General features: G+C 58.8%; 21 protein-coding genes and 1 riboswitch. Of the genes, 8 read left to right on the top strand and 13 right to left on the bottom strand.

Features of this window, described 5'->3' with window-relative positions; genetic code table 11:
• Positions 1 to 26: 26 nt before the first annotated feature.
• The 10 genes from HMPREF3140_RS08270 to HMPREF3140_RS08320 all read right to left on the bottom strand — a co-directional run bounded on the left by HMPREF3140_RS08270 (position 27) and on the right by HMPREF3140_RS08320 (position 8,799).
• Positions 27 to 344, bottom strand: coding sequence for a PTS lactose/cellobiose transporter subunit IIA (locus tag HMPREF3140_RS08270; protein ID WP_004212847.1), 318 nt, complete (start codon positions 342 to 344; stop codon positions 27 to 29).
• 3 nt (positions 345 to 347) lie between these two features.
• The gene (locus HMPREF3140_RS08275; protein ID WP_002884150.1) at positions 348 to 653 is read right to left on the bottom strand and encodes a PTS sugar transporter subunit IIB; all 306 of its coding nucleotides are present in this window, start codon (positions 651 to 653) and stop codon (positions 348 to 350) included.
• 172 nt (positions 654 to 825) lie between these two features.
• Complete coding sequence (locus tag HMPREF3140_RS08280) at positions 826 to 2,358, bottom strand: sensor domain-containing diguanylate cyclase (RefSeq protein ID WP_032412747.1); 1,533 nt, start codon at positions 2,356 to 2,358, stop codon at positions 826 to 828.
• Between the two features lie 316 nt (positions 2,359 to 2,674).
• Positions 2,675 to 3,808: a 2-iminoacetate synthase ThiH gene (gene thiH / locus HMPREF3140_RS08290; protein ID WP_004177872.1), complete on the bottom strand. Its 1,134-nt coding sequence runs from the start codon at positions 3,806 to 3,808 to the stop codon at positions 2,675 to 2,677.
• Positions 3,805 to 4,575, bottom strand: coding sequence for a thiazole synthase (thiG, locus tag HMPREF3140_RS08295; RefSeq protein ID WP_004146302.1), 771 nt, complete (start codon positions 4,573 to 4,575; stop codon positions 3,805 to 3,807). The genes thiH and thiG overlap by 4 nt, the downstream gene beginning before the upstream one ends.
• A gap of 1 nt (position 4,576) precedes the next feature.
• Positions 4,577 to 4,777 carry a sulfur carrier protein ThiS gene (gene thiS, locus HMPREF3140_RS08300; RefSeq protein WP_002884183.1) on the bottom strand — a complete coding sequence of 67 codons (201 nt, stop codon included), beginning with the start codon at positions 4,775 to 4,777 and terminating at the stop codon, positions 4,577 to 4,579.
• Complete coding sequence (gene thiF / locus HMPREF3140_RS08305) at positions 4,761 to 5,516, bottom strand: thiazole biosynthesis adenylyltransferase ThiF (RefSeq protein ID WP_004177871.1); 756 nt, start codon at positions 5,514 to 5,516, stop codon at positions 4,761 to 4,763. Before thiF ends, thiS begins: the two co-directional genes overlap by 17 nt.
• A complete protein-coding gene (thiE, locus tag HMPREF3140_RS08310; RefSeq protein ID WP_004152310.1) occupies positions 5,509 to 6,144 on the bottom strand; it encodes a thiamine phosphate synthase in 636 nt (211 codons plus the stop codon). Before thiE ends, thiF begins: the two co-directional genes overlap by 8 nt.
• Positions 6,144 to 8,039, bottom strand: a complete 1,896-nt coding sequence (thiC, locus tag HMPREF3140_RS08315; protein ID WP_004178230.1) for a phosphomethylpyrimidine synthase ThiC — start codon at positions 8,037 to 8,039, stop codon at positions 6,144 to 6,146. The genes thiE and thiC overlap by 1 nt, the downstream gene beginning before the upstream one ends.
• An 85-nt stretch (positions 8,040 to 8,124) precedes the next feature.
• A riboswitch (TPP riboswitch) is annotated at positions 8,125 to 8,249 on the bottom strand.
• A 52-nt stretch (positions 8,250 to 8,301) separates the two neighbouring features.
• On the bottom strand, positions 8,302 to 8,799 hold the full coding sequence (locus HMPREF3140_RS08320) for an Rsd/AlgQ family anti-sigma factor (protein WP_002884324.1): 498 nt from the start codon (positions 8,797 to 8,799) through the stop codon (positions 8,302 to 8,304).
• A gap of 93 nt (positions 8,800 to 8,892) precedes the next feature.
• Here HMPREF3140_RS08320 and nudC point away from each other — a divergent pair, with 93 nt between their 5' ends.
• The 6 genes from nudC to HMPREF3140_RS08350 all read left to right on the top strand — a co-directional run bounded on the left by nudC (position 8,893) and on the right by HMPREF3140_RS08350 (position 13,255).
• On the top strand, positions 8,893 to 9,666 hold the full coding sequence (nudC, locus tag HMPREF3140_RS08325; protein WP_002884327.1) for an NAD(+) diphosphatase: 774 nt from the start codon (positions 8,893 to 8,895) through the stop codon (positions 9,664 to 9,666).
• Positions 9,667 to 9,706: 40 nt separating this feature from the next.
• Positions 9,707 to 10,771, top strand: a complete 1,065-nt coding sequence (gene hemE / locus HMPREF3140_RS08330; protein WP_004178235.1) for a uroporphyrinogen decarboxylase — start codon at positions 9,707 to 9,709, stop codon at positions 10,769 to 10,771.
• Positions 10,772 to 10,783: 12 nt separating this feature from the next.
• On the top strand, positions 10,784 to 11,455 hold the full coding sequence (gene nfi / locus HMPREF3140_RS08335) for a deoxyribonuclease V (protein ID WP_032412749.1): 672 nt from the start codon (positions 10,784 to 10,786) through the stop codon (positions 11,453 to 11,455).
• Positions 11,456 to 11,497: 42 nt separating this feature from the next.
• Positions 11,498 to 12,088, top strand: a complete 591-nt coding sequence (locus HMPREF3140_RS08340; RefSeq protein ID WP_002884331.1) for a YjaG family protein — start codon at positions 11,498 to 11,500, stop codon at positions 12,086 to 12,088.
• Positions 12,089 to 12,274: 186 nt separating this feature from the next.
• The gene (gene hupA, locus HMPREF3140_RS08345; protein ID WP_002884342.1) at positions 12,275 to 12,547 is read left to right on the top strand and encodes a nucleoid-associated protein HU-alpha; all 273 of its coding nucleotides are present in this window, start codon (positions 12,275 to 12,277) and stop codon (positions 12,545 to 12,547) included.
• Between the two features lie 12 nt (positions 12,548 to 12,559).
• The gene (locus HMPREF3140_RS08350) at positions 12,560 to 13,255 is read left to right on the top strand and encodes a DUF1481 domain-containing protein (RefSeq protein WP_002884344.1); all 696 of its coding nucleotides are present in this window, start codon (positions 12,560 to 12,562) and stop codon (positions 13,253 to 13,255) included.
• A gap of 3 nt (positions 13,256 to 13,258) precedes the next feature.
• On the opposite strand, the gene zraP is transcribed toward HMPREF3140_RS08350, so the two are convergent.
• Positions 13,259 to 13,696: a zinc resistance sensor/chaperone ZraP gene (gene zraP / locus HMPREF3140_RS08355; RefSeq protein ID WP_002884346.1), complete on the bottom strand. Its 438-nt coding sequence runs from the start codon at positions 13,694 to 13,696 to the stop codon at positions 13,259 to 13,261.
• Positions 13,697 to 13,955: 259 nt separating this feature from the next.
• Between zraP and zraS the strand changes: the two genes are divergently transcribed.
• Together zraS and zraR are read left to right on the top strand one after the other, a co-directional pair.
• The gene (gene zraS / locus HMPREF3140_RS08365) at positions 13,956 to 15,350 is read left to right on the top strand and encodes a two-component system sensor histidine kinase ZraS (RefSeq protein ID WP_002884349.1); all 1,395 of its coding nucleotides are present in this window, start codon (positions 13,956 to 13,958) and stop codon (positions 15,348 to 15,350) included.
• A complete protein-coding gene (zraR, locus tag HMPREF3140_RS08370; protein ID WP_004177868.1) occupies positions 15,337 to 16,668 on the top strand; it encodes a sigma-54-dependent response regulator transcription factor ZraR in 1,332 nt (443 codons plus the stop codon). The genes zraS and zraR overlap by 14 nt, the downstream gene beginning before the upstream one ends.
• Here zraR and purD read toward each other — a convergent pair.
• Positions 16,658 to 17,953, bottom strand: a complete 1,296-nt coding sequence (gene purD, locus HMPREF3140_RS08375; RefSeq protein WP_002884357.1) for a phosphoribosylamine--glycine ligase — start codon at positions 17,951 to 17,953, stop codon at positions 16,658 to 16,660. The genes zraR and purD overlap by 11 nt on opposite strands.
• 15 nt (positions 17,954 to 17,968) lie before the next feature.
• Positions 17,969 to 19,558, bottom strand: a complete 1,590-nt coding sequence (purH, locus tag HMPREF3140_RS08380) for a bifunctional phosphoribosylaminoimidazolecarboxamide formyltransferase/IMP cyclohydrolase (protein WP_032412751.1) — start codon at positions 19,556 to 19,558, stop codon at positions 17,969 to 17,971.
• Positions 19,559 to 19,915: the final 357 nt, after the last annotated feature.

Raw genomic sequence — 19,915 nt, forward strand, 5'->3', positions numbered from 1 at the left:
CAGCGACGCCCGTTAAATCCGTGAGATTATTGCGCGAGGGGCAGACGACGATAGAGTTCAATCATGTCGGTCGCCAGATCCTGAATGACCATAGCGTTCATCAGATGGTCCTGGGAATGCACGGTGATCAGGTTAACCGGCAATTTACCGCTGCCTTCATCCATGCCGATAAGCTGGGTCTGAATTTTATGCGCATGTTTGACGAACTCATGGGATTCAGCCATGGCCTGCTCCGCGGCGGCAAAATCGCCTTTGCGCGCCAGCTGTAGCGCCGTCAGCGCCGCGCTACGTGCGGAACCCGCGTTAACCAGCAGCTCCATGATGATCGTTTCTAAATCTTCCATCGATTACTCCAGCATCTTAAGGGCTTTATCCAGAACGGCATCACCTTTCATCATGCCGTAGTCCATCATATCGATCACGGCGACCTTCTTGCCGAACGGGTCGGCCAGCGCCTGCAGCTTCGCCTGCTCATATTTCACCTGTGGGCCGAGCAAAATAATGTCGGCGGCGGCCAGATTATCTTTAAACTCAGCGACCGGTACGGCCTTGATAGAGACCTCAACACCCTTCTTCTGCGCGGCATCTTGCATACGCTGAACCAGCATGCTGGTAGACATACCGGCGGCACAGCACAAAACGATATTCTTCATAGTCAGTGGCCCTTGTGTTCCGTGATGTCTTATCTTTATCGCGGCCCTGGCGATGCGACAACCGCTTTACCGTGATTGTGTGTAAGGCATCACACAATAATTGAAACCGGTTTCATTTTTTCCGGAAAAAATAAAAAAGCCCACCGAAGTGGGCGGTGGCGGCGCTGAAGTCTTACGCGCGCAGGATACGGTTTTTACCCTGCTGTTTGGCTTTGTACAGCGCTTCATCGACGCTCACCACCAGCTTATCCAGTGGCTCCATATTCCATTCCCCGAGGCCGGCGCTGAAGGTGACCGTCAGGCCATCTTCGCGCCAGGTGCGTCGTTCGACGTTTATCCGCCATGTTTCCAACAGCGTGCGGGCGTTATCGATATGTTCGGCAGGAAAGACCACCGCGAACTCTTCGCCGCCGTAGCGATAGAGGGATATCTCCAGCGGCTGGAGGACCTGTAGCCCTTCGCGAGCGACGTTACGCAGGACGATATCGCCATTGAGATGGCCCCAGGTGTCGTTGATCGATTTAAAGTTATCGATATCGACCAGCGCGAGGGCGAACGGCTGGTGATCGTTCATCAGGGCGGCAATATCGCTGTCGAAGGCGCGGCGGTTTTTGCAGCCGGTGAGAGCGTCGATGGTCGCCTGGCGGACGTAGGACAGTTCGCGCTGTTTATTGGTTTCAATCGCTTTACTCAGCATCGCCTCAAGGCGCGGGGCGCGTTTGACGTCACCGGTTTTAATCGCATTGATGATATTCATCAGCACGGTACGGGAAGCATGACGCAGATAAAGACCGAACAGGATAATAATGATCGCTGCGAGAGTGAAACCGCCGATCACTAAATTGGTCTCATGACGTGTCAGATTGACCAGGGTGGCGTTATCGACACGGAAAATCACAAACCAGTCGGGATTGGTAAAGGAGTAATAGTAATACCAGGTGTCGCTCCCGGGATCGTAGAGCTGCCCCTCTCCGCTGGTCATTTTATCCATCAGCTCGTCCCTGACGAAGGGTTTAAACAGCGCGCCCGGGTCGGAGTGCAGGACCACTTTGCCATCCCGTTGCACCACAAAAAATTCCCCCTGTACGGGCGCCACCATCTGGCGCAGCGCGAACCCCATGGAGGTGAGATCGAGATGAAAGGCCAGGCTGCCCTTGAGTTTCCCTTCCGGGGTAATGATGGGTTTGAAAATGGTAATCGTCGGATGGTGGGTGAAATAATCCATATACGGACTGGTGTAGTGGCTGAAGGTGCTGGCTTCCGCCTGTTTGATAAACCAGGGCCGCGTTTTGGGATCGAAAGCCCGGCTGTCTTCATTTTCCAGCACCTCCGGGGCGCGCAGATAGTGGCCCTTGGTATCCGCCAGCGAGATGGATGAGACGCTTGGCATCATGTTCTGTAACTGCATCAGCGTGGTTAACCCTTTCTCCGGCTCCACATTGACTGCGCGATTCAGTTCGTCATTGCGGGCAAAGAAGGCGGCTGCGCGCCCGAGGATAAAATCATTTTCCCGCAGCAGGGTTTCCGTATAGTTGATCGCCAGGTTATGGGTAAAATTGCGGTTAATATCGTGATAATCTTCGAGAAAATCTTTCTGTTGCGCCAGAGTCACAAAAATAGCGATCAGCATAAAACTGAGCAAAATACCGGCAAACCCCACGACGATCGGCGTCGTAAAAGAGAGCTTTCTGTTGTGTAGAGCCATGAATCGTTAATCGTCCCGGATGTATAAACCATGGGTCCGAACGCAGGTTGCGTCTGGGACGCCTGCCGATCGAATCAGTTCACTATTGCTCAATTATAACTCTGAGGCCTTCATGTATCGTGATTTATATTCGGCGATAATGTGCAGGCCTCTGCTCAGCGCGGAGAGGCAGGGCGAAAATGAGGAAGAAAAGGTTCGCCCTGGTCAGCGTCCGCTGCTGACCAGGGCAGAATAGAAAAACGGCGTCGGGCGGGCCAGCCTCCGTTTTTCATCTCTCGTGCAGGCGCGCAAAATTATCAGGCGTTTACACTGTACATCATGAGGTTTGCGAAGCGCGTCCCAGCCAGCTATCCCAGTCTTTCCATACCGGCTGCAGGCCGCGGGCGGCCAGCGCGCTGGCGACCTCTTCAGGGCGGCGATCGTCGTGCGGGGCAAATTGCTCGAGCTCCGGATGATCGTCGGCGTAGCCGCCGGGCTGGGTTTTAGAGAAGGCGCTGACGTTATTGATCGCCAGCGGGATCACCCGGTCGCGGAACCAGGGTGATTCGCGGGTGGATAGCGACAGCTCAACCTCTGGCGCCAGCAGGCGGAAGGCGCAGATAGTTTGCACCAGCTGGCGCTCATCCATCAGCGAAGCCGGTTCAATACCGCCGGCGCAGGGACGCAGGCGCGGGAAGGAGACCGAATAGCGGCTGCGCCAGTAGCGCTGCTGCAGCCACAGCAGGTGCTCAGCGACTATAAAGCAGTCCACTCGCCAGCTGTCGGAAAGGCCGATGAGCGCGCCAAGGCCGATCTTATCGATCCCCGCCGCGCCTAAGCGATCCGGCGTATCCAGCCGCCAGAAGAAATCCTGTTTTTTTCCTTTCAGATGGTGTTGGGCGTACATGCTTTCATGATAGGTCTCCTGATAGACCATCACCCCGTCGAGTCCCAGGGTTTTCAGCTCGGCATACTCTTCAGTCGCCAGCGGCTGCACCTCCATATGCAGCGAGGCAAACTGGCTGCGGATAGCCGGTAGGTGCTGACGGAAATAATCCATTCCCACCTTACCCTGATGTTCGCCGGTCACCAGCAGCAGATGCTCAAAGCCCAGGTTGCGGATCGCGGCGCACTCGCGGGCAATCTCGGCGGCATCCAGCGTCTTGCGCTTAATGCGGTTGCTCATCGAGAAGCCGCAGTAGGTGCAGTCGTTAGCGCACAGGTTGGAGAGATACAGCGGCACGTAGAAGCTGACGGTATTGCCGAAGCGCTGCCGGGTGAGGCGCTGCGCGCGCTGGGCCAGCGGTTCAAGGTAATTGGCCGCGGCAGGCGAGAGCAGGGCCATCATATCGTCGCGGGTGAGCTGTTTAGCCGCCAGCGCCCGTTCGACGTCGGCGGCGGTTTTGCTGTTGATGCGCAGGCGGATATCGTCCCACTCCAGCTGCCGCCAGCGATCGCTAAAGGTTTTCATGCCAGCGCCTCCAGGAATCCGGTGAGCGGGCTGGTGGCCTGCGCCTGCGTACTGCGTGCCCCCGGTCCGGCCTGACGCGCCAGTAATCCGGCATCGATCGCCATACGGAAGGCGCGGGCCATGGCCACGGGGTCGTCGGCGACGGCAATGGCGGTATTGACCAGCACCGCGTCCGCGCCCATCTCCAGCGCCTGCGCCGCATGGCTCGGGACGCCGATCCCGGCGTCGACCACCACCGGGACCGTCGCCTGCTCGATAATAATCTCCAGCATGGCTTTGGTTTCCAGCCCCTGATTGGAGCCGATCGGCGCACCCAGCGGCATCACCGCCGCGCAGCCCACCTCTTCCAGTCGTTTACACAGCACCGGATCGGCGCCGCAGTAGGGCAGCACCACGAACCCTTCGCGGACCAGCAGCTCCGCCGCTTTCAGGGTTTCAATCGGGTCGGGCAGCAGCCAGCGGGCGTCCGGGTGGATCTCCAGCTTCAGCCAGTGGGTACCCAGGGCTTCCCGCGCCAGACGGGCGGCAAACACCGCCTCTTCCGCCGTCTTGGCGCCCGAGGTATTCGGCAGCAGGCTGACTCCCGCCGCCAGCAGCGGGGCGAGGATGGCGTCATTGCGCTGGCGTAAATCGACGCGCTTCATCGCCAGGGTTACCAGCTGGCTGCCCGAGGCGCGAATCGCCTCGACCATCACCTCCGGGGCGGCGAATTTGCCGGTACCGGTGAAAAGATGGGATTCAAACGTTTTGTCTGCAATACGTAACATGTCAGCCTCCAGCGATAACCTGAAAAAGCAGGACCCGATCGCCTTCCTGCAAGAGATGATCTTCCCACCGGTCGCGCGGCAGGATGTGTTGATTGAGCGCCAGCGCAACGCCAGGCTGCTGCTGTTCGAGCTGGGTCAGCAGGGCGCTGACGCTGAGATTGTCGGCGCACGCCAGCGGCTCGTCGTTAAACCAGATCTGCATGCCGCCCTCCGCACACCGGGCAGCTCCGGGAACGCTGTAGCGCAAGGGCGCGCCAGTTGCTGGTGCGGGCGTCGAACAGCCGCAGGGTGTTGCGCGGCGTCGCCATGCCGCTGAGCAGCTTAATCGTCTCCAGCGCCTGCAGGGTGCCCATCATGCCGACCACCGGGCCGACGATCCCCGCGGTGCGGCAGTTGCGCTGCGGTTCATCGCTTTCCGGCCACAGGCAGCGATAGCAGCCCTGCGTCCAGGGCGGGGTGAGCACCATCAGCTGACCGCCGAAGCCCACGGCGCTGGCGGTCACTAACGGGGTATCGAGGGCCACACAGGCGGCATTGATCGCCTGGCGGGTGACCATATTATCGGTACAGTCCAGCACCACGTCCGCTTTCGCCACTTCGGCGCGGAGCGCCTCGCCGCTTAAGCGCTGCTGGAGCGCTACCAGTTTGATCTGCGGGTTTAGCTGGCTGAGCCGAGTCTGTGCCGCTGCGGCTTTTGGCCGATCGATATCCGCGCTGGTGAACAAGATCTGCCGTTGCAGGTTGCTGAGATGCACCGCGTCGTCATCGGCCAGGGTCAGCGTCCCGACGCCAGCCCCGGCCAGATAGAGCGCCGCCGGGGAGCCCAGCCCGCCAAGGCCGATAATCAGCACTCGACTGGCTAACAGCTTCTGCTGCCCTTCGATGGCAATATCCTCCAGCAGCAGCTGGCGGCTATAGCGCATAAAGTCGTGATCATTCATCGCCCGCTCCCGCCAGCGCCAGCAGTTGGTCGGTCGCTGCCCGCCAGTCCGCCGCCTGGGTGATGGCGCTGACCACCGCGATGCTGCCGACGCCGGTCGCCAGTACCCCCGGCGCCTTTTCCAGGCTAATTCCGCCGATCGCCACGGTGGGGTAATCCGCCAGGCGTTGAATATGTCTGGCAAGCTGCTCGAGGCCCTGCGGCGCGGAAGGCATCTGTTTGGTTTGCGTCGGGAAGACGTGACCTAGCGCGATGTAAGAGGGGCGCGCCGCAAGGGCGACATCAATTTCCATATCATCGTGAGTAGAGACGCCAAGACGCAGCCCGGCCTGGCGGATAGCGCTCAGATCGGTGGTTTCCAGATCTTCTTGTCCGAGATGCACGCCATAGGCCTGATGCTTAATCGCCAGCTGCCAGTAATCGTTAATGAACAGTCGGGCGTGATAGCGGCGACCAAGGGCGATGGCGGCGATCACGTCATCCTCCACTTCGCTGTCGCGCCGGTCTTTGATGCGTAACTGAAGGGTACGTACCCCAGCTTCGAGCAGGCGCTCAATCCACGCCACGCTGTCCACCACCGGGTAGAGTCCGAGACGAAACGGGACGGGTGGAAAATCAGGTTGATACATCAGGCTTCCTCCTGTTTCAGGTAGATTTCGCCGCCGCGGGCGCGGAAGTTATTCGACATATCGGCCATGCCGGCTTCTATACTTTGCTTCGCGGCGTAGTCGCGGACCTCCTGAGTGATTTTCATCGAACAGAATTTCGGCCCGCACATGGAGCAGAAGTGGGCGACTTTGCCGGACTCCTGCGGCAGGGTTTCATCGTGATAGGCCCGCGCGGTGAACGGGTCGAGCGCGAGGTTGAACTGGTCTTCCCAGCGGAATTCAAAACGCGCTTTTGACATCGCGTTGTCGCGGATCTGCGCCCCGGGATGGCCTTTCGCGAGGTCGGCGGCGTGGGCGGCGATTTTGTAGGTAATCAGCCCCTGTTTGACATCCTCTTTGTTGGGCAGGCCGAGATGCTCTTTCGGCGTGACATAGCACAGCATGGCGCAGCCGAACCAGCCGATCATTGCCGCGCCGATACCGGAGGTGAAATGGTCGTAGCCCGGCGCGATGTCAGTGGTGAGCGGCCCCAGGGTGTAGAACGGCGCTTCGTGGCAGTGCTCCAGCTGTTCGGTCATATTGCGGCGGATCATCTGCATCGGCACGTGGCCAGGGCCTTCAATCATCACCTGCACGTCATATTCCCAGGCGATTTTCGTCAGTTCGCCGAGGGTGCGCAGCTCGGAAAACTGCGCCTCGTCGTTGGCATCCTGAATGGAGCCGGGGCGCAGGCCATCGCCCAGCGACAGCGACACGTCATAGGCGGCGCAGATTTCGCAGATTTCGCGGAAATGCTGGTAGAGGAAGTTTTCCTGATGATGCGACAGGCACCACTTAGCCATGATTGAGCCGCCGCGCGAGACGATACCGGTCAGGCGCTTCGCCGTCATCGGGACGTAGCGCAACAGTACGCCGGCGTGAATCGTGAAGTAGTCGACGCCTTGCTCGGCCTGTTCCAGCAGGGTATCGCGGAAGACTTGCCAGGTGAGATTCTCGGCGATGCCGTTGACCTTCTCCAGCGCCTGGTAAATCGGCACGGTACCAATCGGCACCGGGCTGTTGCGCAGGATCCACTCGCGGGTTTCGTGGATATAGCGGCCGGTGGAGAGGTCCATCACCGTGTCGGCGCCCCAGCGGGTTGACCAGACCAGTTTCTCGACCTCTTCTTCGATGGAAGAGGTCACCGCCGAGTTGCCGATATTGGCATTCACTTTCACCAGGAAGTTGCGGCCGATAATCATCGGTTCAGACTCCGGGTGGTTGATGTTGGCGGGGATGATGGCGCGTCCGGCGGCCACTTCATCGCGAACGAACTCGGGGGTGATGTTTTCCGGTAGGTGGGCGCCGAAGCCTTCACCTGCGTGCTGCTGGCGCAGAACCTCGCTGCGGATACGTTCGCGACCCATGTTTTCGCGAATGGCGATGAACTCCATCTCCGGGGTGACTATCCCCTGGCGGGCGTAGTGCAGCTGGGTAACGCATTTGCCAGCGACGGCGCGTTTGGGCGTCAGCAGGCCGCTGAAGCGCAGCTCATCGAGACCGTCGTCGGCCAGCCGCGCTTTGGTATAGGCCGAGCTGCGTTCGCTGAGCGGCGCGCAGTCGTTACGCGCGTCGATCCACGGCTGGCGCAGCTTTGCCAGCCCCTGGCGGACATCAATGCTAATATCCGGGTCGCCATACGGCCCGGAGGTGTCATACACCGGGATCGGTTCGTTGGTTTCGTACCGGGGGTTATCTTTATCGCCGCCGACGAGAGTTGGGCTGAGCTGAATTTCACGCATCGGGACGCGGATATCCGCTTGTGAGCCGTGAACATAGATGCGGCGTGAATTAGGAAAAGCGGTACCCGCCAGCGTATCAATGAATCGCTGCGCGTGCTCGCGTTGTTCCCGACGGGTTAGTTTGGTAGTAGACATAGCGCATTCCAGTTAAAAAAGGACATGGCTTGTCAGACGACGGATGGAGTAACAGATGCGATCGGCCCTGACGGACTGACGCGAACAGCAGTTTACTCTTGTTCCCTTCGCAGGTATTAGCCTGATCAGGTTCCGCGGATCCCGAATTAACGGTCTCAGCCTTTTCCACGTTAGCCTGCGCATGGAAAATAGGCACTCCGACAAGATGAAATCCCTCCGCAGAGGGATAATGTACGTAAATTACGCGTTAACGGTTCACAACTCAAGCGGTCGGCGCAATATTATCACGCACGTCATTGCTCAGGTTATGGGCGACAGCCAGGGCGATCAGTTTATCTTCCAGCGCGAAACGCGCCTCCAGCGACTCGCCGATATCCGACAGCGCCTGCTGAAATTCAAGATAGTTATCGTGATCGATGGCGTTTTCGAGGCAGGTATCGTAGTAGTCCATCATCTGCTGGGTATTGGCTTCCAGCTGCGGGTAAAGCCGGGTGGCGGCTAAAAGAGGGGTATCGCCTTCCATTTCGCCAATAATGCGTTCATAAATACTAAAATGACCGGATGAGAGGTAATCCACCAGACTTTGGCAAAAGTCATCCAGCGCCTTTTCGTTTAGCCGCATAAACGACTCTTTGCCCGGTTTCAGGCCAACCAGGTTGTAGTAAGCCACGAGCAGATGCTTACGCACTTGTAGCCAGCGATCGACCAGTTCATTACTACCGCCAACGCGCTCCGTCAGATTTTCCAGCTGGTTTAGCATGATTGACTCCGCTAGTTTTGATTTAAATCTGCTCACCAAAATGTAAATATAATGTTAACAACATGCCAGTGAAGCAAAGGTAGTGCAATAGATATGGATCGTATTATTGAAAAATTAGATCGCGGCTGGTGGGTTGTCAGTCACGAACAAAAATTATGGTTGCCTGGTGGAGAATTACCACATGGCGAAGCGGTTAATTTCGATCTTGTCGGCCAGCATGCGCTGCATATTGGCGAGTGGCAGGGCGAGTCCGTGTGGATGGTGCGCCAGGATCGTCGCCATGACATGGGATCGTTGCGCCAGGTGCTGGATCAGGATCCGGGACTCTTCCAGCTGGCTGGGCGGGGGATCCAGCTCGCCGAATTTTATCGCTCGCATAAATTTTGCGGTTACTGCGGCCACCCGATGCATGCCAGCAAAAGCGAATGGGCGATGCTGTGCAGCCACTGCCGCGAACGTTATTACCCGCAAATTGCCCCCTGCATTATCGTGGCAATCCGTCGCGACGATGCGATCCTGCTGGCGCAACATACGCGCCATCGCAACGGCGTGCACACCGTGCTGGCCGGCTTTGTCGAGGTCGGCGAAACCCTTGAGCAGGCGGTGGCTCGCGAGGTGATGGAGGAGAGCGGTATTCGGGTAAAAAATCTGCGTTACGTGACCTCTCAGCCATGGCCGTTCCCGCAGTCGCTGATGACCGCCTTTATGGCGGATTACGCAGATGGCGAGATCGTGGTCGACAAAAAAGAGTTACTGACCGCGGACTGGTATCGCTATGACGACCTGCCGCTTCTGCCGCCGCCGGGGACAGTGGCGCGGCGGCTTATCGAAGATACCGTCGCGATGTGTCGGGCAGAGTTCGAGTGACATGTTACACTGGGCGTATCAACGCTAAAGGAATGTAAAAATGACCGAACTGAAGAACGATCGTTACCTGCGCGCGCTGCTGCGTCAGCCGGTTGATGTCACCCCGGTGTGGATGATGCGCCAGGCGGGCCGCTATTTACCGGAGTACAAAGCCACCCGTGCGCAAGCGGGCGACTTTATGTCGCTGTGTAAAAATGCCGAACTGGCCTGCGAAGTGACGCTCCAGCCGCTGCGCCGTTACCCGCTGGACGCGGCGATCCTCTTTTCGGACATCCTGACCATCCCGGACGCCATGGGGCTGGGGCTGTACTTTGAAGCTGGCGAAGGTCCGCGCTTCACCTCGCCGGTAAAAAGTAAAGCCGACGTCGACAAGCTGCCGATCCCGGATCCGGAGCAGGAGCTGGGCTATGTAATGAACGCCGTGCGCACCATTCGCCGCGAACTGAAAGGCGAAGTGCCGCTGATCGGTTTTTCCGGTAGTCCATGGACGCTGGCTACGTACATGGTGGAGGGCGGCAGCAGCAAGGCTTTCACCGTGATTAAAAAGATGATGTACGCTGAGCCGCAGGCGCTGCATGCGCTGCTGGATAAGCTGGCGAAGAGCGTCACCCTGTATCTCAACGCGCAGATCAAAGCCGGCGCGCAGTCGGTGATGATTTTTGACACCTGGGGCGGGGTGCTGACCGGCCGCGACTATCAGCAGTTCTCCCTCTACTACATGCATAAGATCGTCGATGGCCTGCTGCGGGAAAACGAAGGCCGCCGCGTGCCGGTGACACTGTTCACCAAAGGCGGTGGTCAGTGGCTGGAAGCGATGGCGGAGACCGGCTGCGATGCGTTGGGTCTCGACTGGACCACCGATATTGCCGATGCCCGCCGTCGCGTGGGTAACAAAGTAGCGCTGCAGGGCAATATGGATCCGTCGATGCTCTATGCGCCCGCCCCGCGTATTGAAGAAGAAGTGGCAACCATTCTTGCCGGCTTTGGCCAGGGGGAAGGCCACGTCTTTAACCTTGGACACGGTATTCATCAGGACGTTGACCCCGAGCATGCGGGCGTCTTTGTTGAGGCTGTGCACCGTCTGTCCGCACCCTATCACCAGTAGGAGATAAGCCCTATGGATTTAGCCGCACTACGTACCCAACAGCAACAGTTAGCCGCGTCGGTAGAGCGTGCGGATAGACTGGATCGCGACCCGCCGACGTTGATCGGCGGCGCGGACGTCGGGTTTGAGCAGGAAGGGGAGATCACCCGGGCTGCGATGGTGCTGCTGACCTGGCCTGAGCTTGAGCTGGTGGAGTATCAGGTGGCGCGGGTCGCCACCTCTATGCCCTATATTCCCGGCTTTCTCTCGTTTCGCGAAACGCCTGCGCTGCTGGCGGCGTGGGAGCAGCTTTCGCAAAAACCGGACCTGCTCTTAGTTGACGGACACGGCATTTCTCATCCCCGGAGATTGGGCGTCGCCAGCCATTTTGGCCTGATGATTGATGTGCCGACTATCGGAGTGGCGAAAAAACGCCTGTGCGGCAAAATCGGCGACCTGGGTGATGAGCCTGGCGCGCTGGCCCCGCTGATGGATAAAAATGAGCAACTGGCCTGGGTCTGGCGCAGCAAAGTGCGCTGCAACCCGCTGTTTATTAGCACCGGCCACCGGGTAGGCATGGACAGCGCTTTAATGTGGGTTGAGCGTTGCATGCGAGGCTACCGTCTGCCCGAGCCGACGCGCTGGGCCGATGCGGTGGCGTCCCGTCGTCCGTCGTTTGTGCGTTGGCAAGCAAATCACAGCTGATTCAGGTACACTGCGCCTAATTTCTGACTTCGAGAATTCATCATGTTACAAAACCCGATTCACCTGCGCCTGGAGAAGCTGGAAAGCTGGCAGCATGTCACTTTTATGGCCTGCCTGTGCGAACGTATGTATCCCAACTACGCGATGTTCTGCAAGCAAACCGAGTTTGGCGACGGCCTGCTTTATCGTCGTATCCTGGACCTGATCTGGGAAACGCTGACGGTTAAAGATGCGAAGGTGAATTTCGACAGCCAGCTGGAGAAGCTGGAAGAGGCGATCCCGGCGGCAGATGATTTCGACATGTACGGTGTCTATCCGGCCATAGACGCTTGCGTGGCGTTGAGTGAACTGATTCATTCTCGTCTGAGCGGCGAAACGCTCGAGCACGCGATCGAGGTGAGCAAGACCTCCATCACCACCGTGGCGATGCTGGAAATGACCCAGGAAGGTCGCGAAATGACCGACGAAGAGTTGAAAGCGAATCCGGCGGTAGAGCAGGAATGGGATATTCAGTGGGAAATTTTCCGCCTGCTGGCCGACTGTGAAGAGCGTGATCTTGAGCTGATAAAAGGCCTGCGCGCGGACCTGCGCGAGGCTGGCGAGAGCAATATTGGTATAAATTTTCAGCAGTGAGACCAGAAAACGTGATTTACCGCCTGAATTGTAGCGTCTGAAGGCTTCCATTCCGCCCCCCGTCTGGTCTACATTTGGAGGGCGAAAAAAAGTGGCTATCGGTGCGTGTATGCAGGAGGGTGCTTTTTTGGCATTTCCGTCGCACTCGATGCTTAGCAAGCGATAAACACATTGTAAGGATAACTTATGAACAAGACTCAACTGATTGATGTAATTGCGGACAAAGCTGACCTGTCCAAAGCACAGGCTAAAGCTGCCCTGGAATCTACCCTGGCTGCAATTACTGAGTCTCTGAAAGAAGGTGATGCTGTTCAACTGGTTGGTTTCGGTACCTTCAAAGTGAACCACCGCGCTGAGCGTACTGGCCGCAACCCGCAGACCGGTAAAGAGATCAAAATCGCTGCAGCTAACGTGCCGGCATTTGTTTCTGGCAAAGCACTGAAAGACGCAGTTAAGTAAGACCGCGTGGCAGTGAACAGTTTTATCGAAGGGGCTATTAAGCCCCTTTTGTCTGTCTGGCGCCGGCCTCTGGCGCTGGCGGGCATCCTGTTGCTGACTGCCTGCAGCCACGACACGTCGCTACCGCCGTTTACCGCCAGCGGATATGCGGACAATCAGGGAGCGATGCGCATCTGGCGTAAAGATTCTGGCGATGAAGTCCATCTTCTCGCCGCCTTCAGCCCGTGGCGTCACGGGGACACCTCGACCAGCGAATATCGCTGGCAGGGCGATCAACTGGCGCTTATCGAACTCAATGTCTATGGCAAACCGCCGGAACATATTCGCGCCCGTTTCGACGCGCAGGGCGATCTGAGCTTTATGCAACGGGAAGTGGACGGGCAGAAGCAGCAGCTCTCCAGCGACCAGGTCGCGCTATATCGTTATCGCGCCGAGCAGATCCGCCAGACCAGCGACGCCCTCCGCCAGGGGCGGGTCGTCCTGCGGCAGGGGCGCTGGAACGCTGCCGCGCATACCGTGCTGACCTGCGAAGGGCAGACGGTTACGCCCGACCTCGATAGCCGGGCCCTGGCGCACATTGAACGCCGCCAGAGCCACGCTTCCGCCGCTGTGAGCATTGCCTGGCTGGAGGCGCCGGAAGGCTCTCAACTGCTGCTGGTCGCCAATGAAAACTTCTGCACCTGGCAGCCGACGGAAAAAAGCTTCTAACCTTTACCAGTGGTTCATGCCCATATGACCGCCGGCGCTACCGCGACAGCCGCCATATCCCATTCCTGCGCCGCGGGGAACGCCTGCCTCAGCCAGGGCGATATCAAACTTCACCCGCTGCTGATCCAGCTTCTGGCGTAAGCCTTCCATCTCCTGAGCGACAGCTTCAATCTTCCCGCTGTCCGGCTTTTGCGCCGTGAGCAGCGCATTGTACTCATAGCGTTTGGACTGCAGCTGCTGGCGCAGGGCGCTGGTTTGCGCATAGTAATCGTTATGCAGCTTTTGCACGGTAGCCTGCTGCTCCTGGGTCAGCTGACTGTAGCCCTGGTTGCCCATCCCGTTATTGTTGCCCCAGTGGTGGTTGGCCCAGGCCGCGTTGCTGGCGAAGGTCAGCGCGGCAAAGGTAACGAGGGCGAGAGGTAAGGTACGGTTCCGTTTCATGGCATTTTCTCCTGTGTGGTTTCCCTCGGTATTGCATCTTCCATGCCAGTCTGAAAAAGCCCGTCTGTGTGGGCCTGCCGAAGCCGTTGCCAAGGAGAGCGAGTAAAAATGACCCGTTCCGCCAGGGTCAGGCGAGTCATTTTTACTCGCTTAAGCGCAGGCGATATGTTTGAGAGCAGGATTGGCCGCGCGGAAACATGGCATGATTTCTGCTGAAGGAGCCTGCAGATAGTGAAAAAGAGATGACAAGGACTCGCCGATGAAGATCAAATCTCTCTCCCGGGACGCCGCCGCTGGCGCGCTGAGCTGGCTGCTGACCGGCACGGTTGTGCTGCTGGTCATGCTGTTCTCCGCGATGATCGTCCGCGACTACGGTCGCGAGACGACCGCTGCCCGACAAACCATTGAAGAGAAAGGGAGCGTGCTGATCCGCGCGCTGGAGTCCGGCACGCGCGTCGGGATGGGGATGCGTATGCATCATGCGCAGCTGCAGGCCCTGCTGGAAGAGATGGCCTGGCAACCGGGCGTCCTGTGGTTCGCGGTGACCGATGAAAACGGTAAAATTATCGCCCATAGCGATCCGCAGCAGGTGGGTAAAACGCTGTATAGCCCGGCGCAGATGCGTGCGTTAGCGGTTGGCGAACAGGCCCGCTGGCGCCGGCTTAGCGAACCGCAGCCGGCGCTGGAGATCTATCGCCATTTTCGCCCGCTTAATCCGGCTCGCGGCCACCATATGGGAATGATGAACCGCGGCAATAGCGCCCTGGCTCAGGCCACCGTCCCGCAGGTGATTTTTATCGCCTTTGATAGCCGCGAGCTGGATGCCGCGCAGGCCCGCGGGCAGCGGAATATGGCCATCATGCTGGGTGCCGCCGCGCTGGTGATAGCGGCGACGATCCTCGCTCAGTTCTGGTTCCGCCGCTATCGTCGCTCGCGGAAACAGCTGCTGGAGGCGATGGCCCGCAAGGAAAAGCTGGTGGCGCTTGGCCATCTGGCGGCGGGGGTCGCGCACGAGATCCGCAACCCGCTCTCGTCGATTAAAGGGCTGGCGAAATATTTTGCCGAGCGCACGTCGCCTGGCGGCGAGTCGCATCAGTTAGCCCAGGTGATGGCCAAAGAGGCTGATCGCCTGAACCGGGTGGTCAGCGAGCTGCTGGAGCTGGTCCGTCCCGCCCATCTAAACTACCAAACAGTCGATATCAACGCGCTTATCCGCCACTCATTGCAGTTGGTAAGCCAGGATGCGCAGAGCCGCGGGATCGCGCTGCAATTTACTCCGCGACCTGAGTTAACCACGATCAGCGCCGACCCCGATCGCCTGAATCAGGTGCTGTTGAACCTGTACCTGAATGCAATGCAGGCGATTGGTCGTGACGGCGTCATTCGCGTAACAGCAAGCGAAGCCGATCGTCAGCGGGTGAAAATCGTCGTCACGGATAGCGGTAAGGGGATGAGCGATGAAGAGTTACAGGCTATCTTCACGCCGTATTTCACCACCAAGGCGGACGGCACCGGGCTGGGGCTGGCCGTAGTGCAGAATATTATCGAACAACATGGCGGGACGATCCGCGCCGAAAGTCAGCCGGGAGCTGGAGCGATATTTACGCTTTGGTTACCGGTGGATGCTCAACGGAGGGAAGATGAGCAGCGATAAAGTACAGATTCTGGTCGTTGATGATGACGTCAGCCACTGCACGATCCTGCAGGCGCTGCTGCGCGGCTGGGGCTATCAGGTGGGGTTGGCTCACAACGGCCTGCAGGCGCTGGAGCAGATCCATCAGCAGGTCTTCGACCTGGTGCTGTGCGATATCCGTATGGCGGAGATGGACGGTATCGCAACGTTAAAAGAGATTAAGGCCTATAACCCGGCGATACCGGTGCTGATCATGACGGCGTTTTCCAGCGTCGGTACGGCGGTAGAAGCTATTAAGTCCGGGGCGCTGGATTATCTGGTTAAACCGCTGGATTTTGACACCCTGCAGCAGACGCTGGTTCAGGCATTGGCGCACACCCGGCAGAGCGAGAGCGACCCCAGCGTTGCGACGGATTCACGGTGGGGCATGATTGGCGACAGCCCGGCGATGCAGGCGCTTCTTAACGATATTACGCTGGTGGCCCCTTCGGACGCGACGGTGCTGATTTATGGGGAGTCGGGAACCGGTAAGGAGCTGGTGGCGCGCGCCATCCACGCCTGCAGCGAGCGTCGTGACAAGCCGTTGGTCACGCTCAACTGCGCGGCGCTGAATGAGTCACTGCTGGAGTCGGAACTCTTCGGCCATGAAAAAGGGGCGTTTACCGGGGCGGATCGGCGACGGGAAGGACGCTTTGTCGAAGCGGATGGCGGCACGCTGTTTCTTGATGAGATAGGCGATATCTCGCCAGTGATGCAGGTCCGCTTGCTGCGGGCGATTCAGGAGCGGGAGGTGCAGCGGGTCGGCAGCAACCAGACGCTTGCCGTTGATGTGCGGCTTATCGCCGCCACCCATCGCAACCTTGCGGAAGAGGTGAGCGCCGGGCGCTTTCGCCAGGATCTCTATTACCGACTCAACGTCGTGACCATCGAGATACCGCCGCTGCGCCGGCGACGGGAAGATATTCCGCAGCTGGCGCAGCATTTTCTCAAACGCTATACCGAACGCAATCGTAAGACGGTAAAGGGGTTCACGCCACAGGCGATGGACCTGCTGATCCACTACCCCTGGCCGGGCAATATACGCGAGCTGGAAAACGCGGTGGAGCGGGCGGTGGTGCTACTGACCGGAAACTATATCTCTGAGCGAGAACTGCCCCTGGCGATCGCCGGTACGCCGCTGCCATCAGGCGGGAGCGAGGAGGGGGGAATTCAGCCGTTAGTGGAAGTGGAGAAAGAGGTGATTCTGGCGGCGCTGGAAAAAACGGGCGGCAACAAAACCGAAGCCGCCCGTCAGTTAGGCATTACGCGCAAAACGCTGCTGGCGAAACTTAGCCGTTAGCCTTTTCACGTTCGATGGCGCGCCAGCCGATATCGCTACGGCTAAAGCTACCGTCCCAGCGAATGTCGGTCAGCAGCTGATAGGCGCGCTGCTGCGCCTGCGCCACGGAGTCACCCAGCGCGGTGACGCACAGCACGCGCCCGCCGTTGGTGACCACGCGCTGGTCGTCAGACAGTTTGGTGCCGGCGTGGAAGACCTTACCGTCTGCGACTTCCTGCTGCGGCAGGCCGTAGATCTCATCGCCCGTATTGTAGCTGCCCGGATAGCCGCCGGCGGCAACCACCACGCCCAGCGACGCGCGGTCATCCCACTCGGAGGTTTTCTCGTCCAGCTTGCCCGCGCAGGCGGCGAGGCACAGCTCGACCAGGTCGGACTTCATGCGCAGCATGATCGGTTGGGTTTCCGGGTCGCCAAAGCGGCAGTTGAACTCAATCACCTTCGGGTTGCCCTGCTTGTCGATCATCAGACCGGCGTAGAGGAAACCGGTATAGGTGTTGCCTTCAGCGGCCATGCCTTTCACGGTTGGCCAGATAATCCGCTCCATGGTGCGCTGGTGGACTTCGTCAGTAACCACCGGCGCCGGGGAGTACGCCCCCATCCCGCCGGTGTTCGGGCCGGTATCGCCGTTGCCGACGCGCTTGTGATCCTGGCTGGTGGCCATCGGCAGGACGTGCTCGCCGTCGACCATCACAATAAAGCTAGCCTCCTCGCCATCGAGGAACTCTTCAATCACGATGCGGTGGCCTGCGTCGCCAAAGGCGTTGCCGGCCAACATATCTTTGACCGCCGCTTCGGCTTCCTCGAGGGTCATCGCCACGATAACGCCTTTACCCGCCGCCAGACCGTCGGCTTTGATGACGATCGGCGCGCCTTTCTCGCGCAGATAAGCCAGCGCAGGCTCCACTTCGGTGAAGTTCTGGTATTCCGCCGTCGGAATATGATGACGGGCGAGAAAATCTTTGGTGAAGGCTTTTGAGCCTTCCAGCTGCGCGGCGCCTTCGGTTGGCCCGAAAATGTTCAGCCCGGCGGCACGGAACGCGTCGACCACGCCAATGACCAACGGCGCTTCCGGGCCAACGATGGTCAGATCGATGTTCTCATCCTGCGCGAAGCGAAGCAGCGCCGGAATATCGGTGACGCCGATGGCGACGTTTTGCAGCGACGGCTCCAGGGCGGTACCGGCGTTGCCCGGCGCGACGTAGACGGTATCAACCAGCGGCGACTGAGCCGCTTTCCAGGCCAGCGCGTGCTCGCGCCCGCCGTTACCGATTACTAATACTTTCATCTGCTGCTCCAGGAATTAATGGCGGAAGTGGCGCATGTCGGTGAAGATCATGGCGATGCCGTGTTCGTCAGCGGCGGCAATCACTTCGTCGTCACGGATAGAGCCGCCCGGCTGAATAACGCAGGTGATGCCTACCGCGGCTGCGGCATCGATGCCGTCGCGGAACGGGAAGAAAGCGTCAGAGGCCATGGCGGAACCTTTCACTTCCAGACCTTCATCACCGGCTTTAATTCCGGCGATTTTCGCCGAGTAGACGCGGCTCATCTGACCGGCGCCTATACCGATGGTCATATTATCTTTGGCATAAACGATGGCGTTGGATTTGACGAATTTCGCCACTTTCCAGCAGAACAGCGCATCGCGCAGTTCCTGCTTGGTTGGCTGACGTTTGCTGACCACGCGCAGTTCACCTGCGGTGACCATGCCGAGATCGCGGTCCTGAACCAGCAGACCACCGTTAACGCGTTTGAAATCGAGGCCGGCAACGCGAGTATCCCACTGGCCGCAGGTCAGTACGCGGACGTTCTGCTTCGCGGCGGTGATTTTCAGCGCTTCTTCGCTGGCGGACGGCGCGATGATCACTTCGACGAACTGGCGAGAGATGATCGCCTGCGCGGTTTCAGCATCCAGCTCGCGGTTAAAGGCAATGATGCCGCCGAACGCGGAGGTCGGGTCGGTTTTGTAAGCGCGATCGTAGGCGTCAAGAATCGAGTCGCTGACGGCAACGCCGCACGGGTTGGCATGCTTGACGATAACGCAGGCCGGCTCGTTGAACTCTTTCACGCACTCCAGCGCCGCATCGGTATCGGCAATGTTGTTATAGGAGAGCGCTTTGCCCTGCAGCTGAGTGGCGGTCGCCACGGAGGCCTCTTTTACATTCTCTTCTATATAGAAAGCCGCCTGCTGGTGGCTGTTTTCGCCGTAGCGCATATCCTGCTTCTTAATGAAGTTCAGATTCAGGGTACGCGGGAAGCGGCCAGCGGCTTCTTTGCTTTCGCCGTGATAGGCCGGAACCATGCTGCCGAAGTAGTTGGCGATCATGCTGTCGTAAGCGGCGGTGTGTTCGAAGGCTTTAATGGCGAGGTCGAAGCGGGTGGCCAGCGTGAGGGAACCTTCGTTGGCGTCCATCTCATTAATGATGGCGTCGTAGTCGCTGCTCTTAACCACGATGGCGACATCTTTATGGTTCTTCGCCGCAGAGCGCACCATAGTCGGGCCGCCGATATCGATGTTTTCCACCGCGTCTTCCAGCGAGCACCCTTCACGAGCGACGGTCTGGGCGAACGGGTAAAGGTTCACGACAACCATATCGATAGGCGCGATACCGTGTTGCTGCATGATACCGTCATCCTGACCGCGACGACCGAGGATGCCGCCGTGTACTTTCGGATGCAGGGTCTTCACGCGTCCATCCATCATTTCCGGGAAACCGGTGTAGTCAGAGACTTCGGTAACCGGCAGGCCTTTATCTGCCAGCAGGCGAGCGGTGCCGCCGGTGGACAGCAGCTCGACACCACGAGCGGAAAGCGCCTGCGCGAATTCGACGATACCGGCCTTGTCAGAAACACTGAGCAGAGCGCGGCGGACTGGACGACGTTGTTGCATGGTATTAAATCCCCAGGATTTGAACATTACAGAGAGCGTTAGGTGAGTTTTTGCCTAAAAACTCACCTAACGCACCCAACCGGGCATCCGTGTCATAGCGCGGCATTGTAACGAAAACGTTTGCGCAACGCTCGCGAATTTTTATGTTTCTCTCCAGGCCGGTGATTCTCCTTCTATATAGCTGGCGATCCATGGGGCTAGCGGTCATGTTTTTACGCTCTCCTGTGGATAATTCTGTGTGTAACGAGGTATAAAGCGGGGTTTTGCTGGGGAATGCAGCAGTCAGTTATTTTTCTGCCATTTTTCTATTGCGGACGCTCGAGAACTCCCTATAATGCGCCTCCATCGACACGGCGG

The organism is Klebsiella sp. HMSC16A12 (genome assembly GCF_001808265.1).
In the GTDB taxonomy this organism is placed as follows: Bacteria; Pseudomonadota; Gammaproteobacteria; order Enterobacterales; family Enterobacteriaceae; genus Klebsiella; species Klebsiella pneumoniae.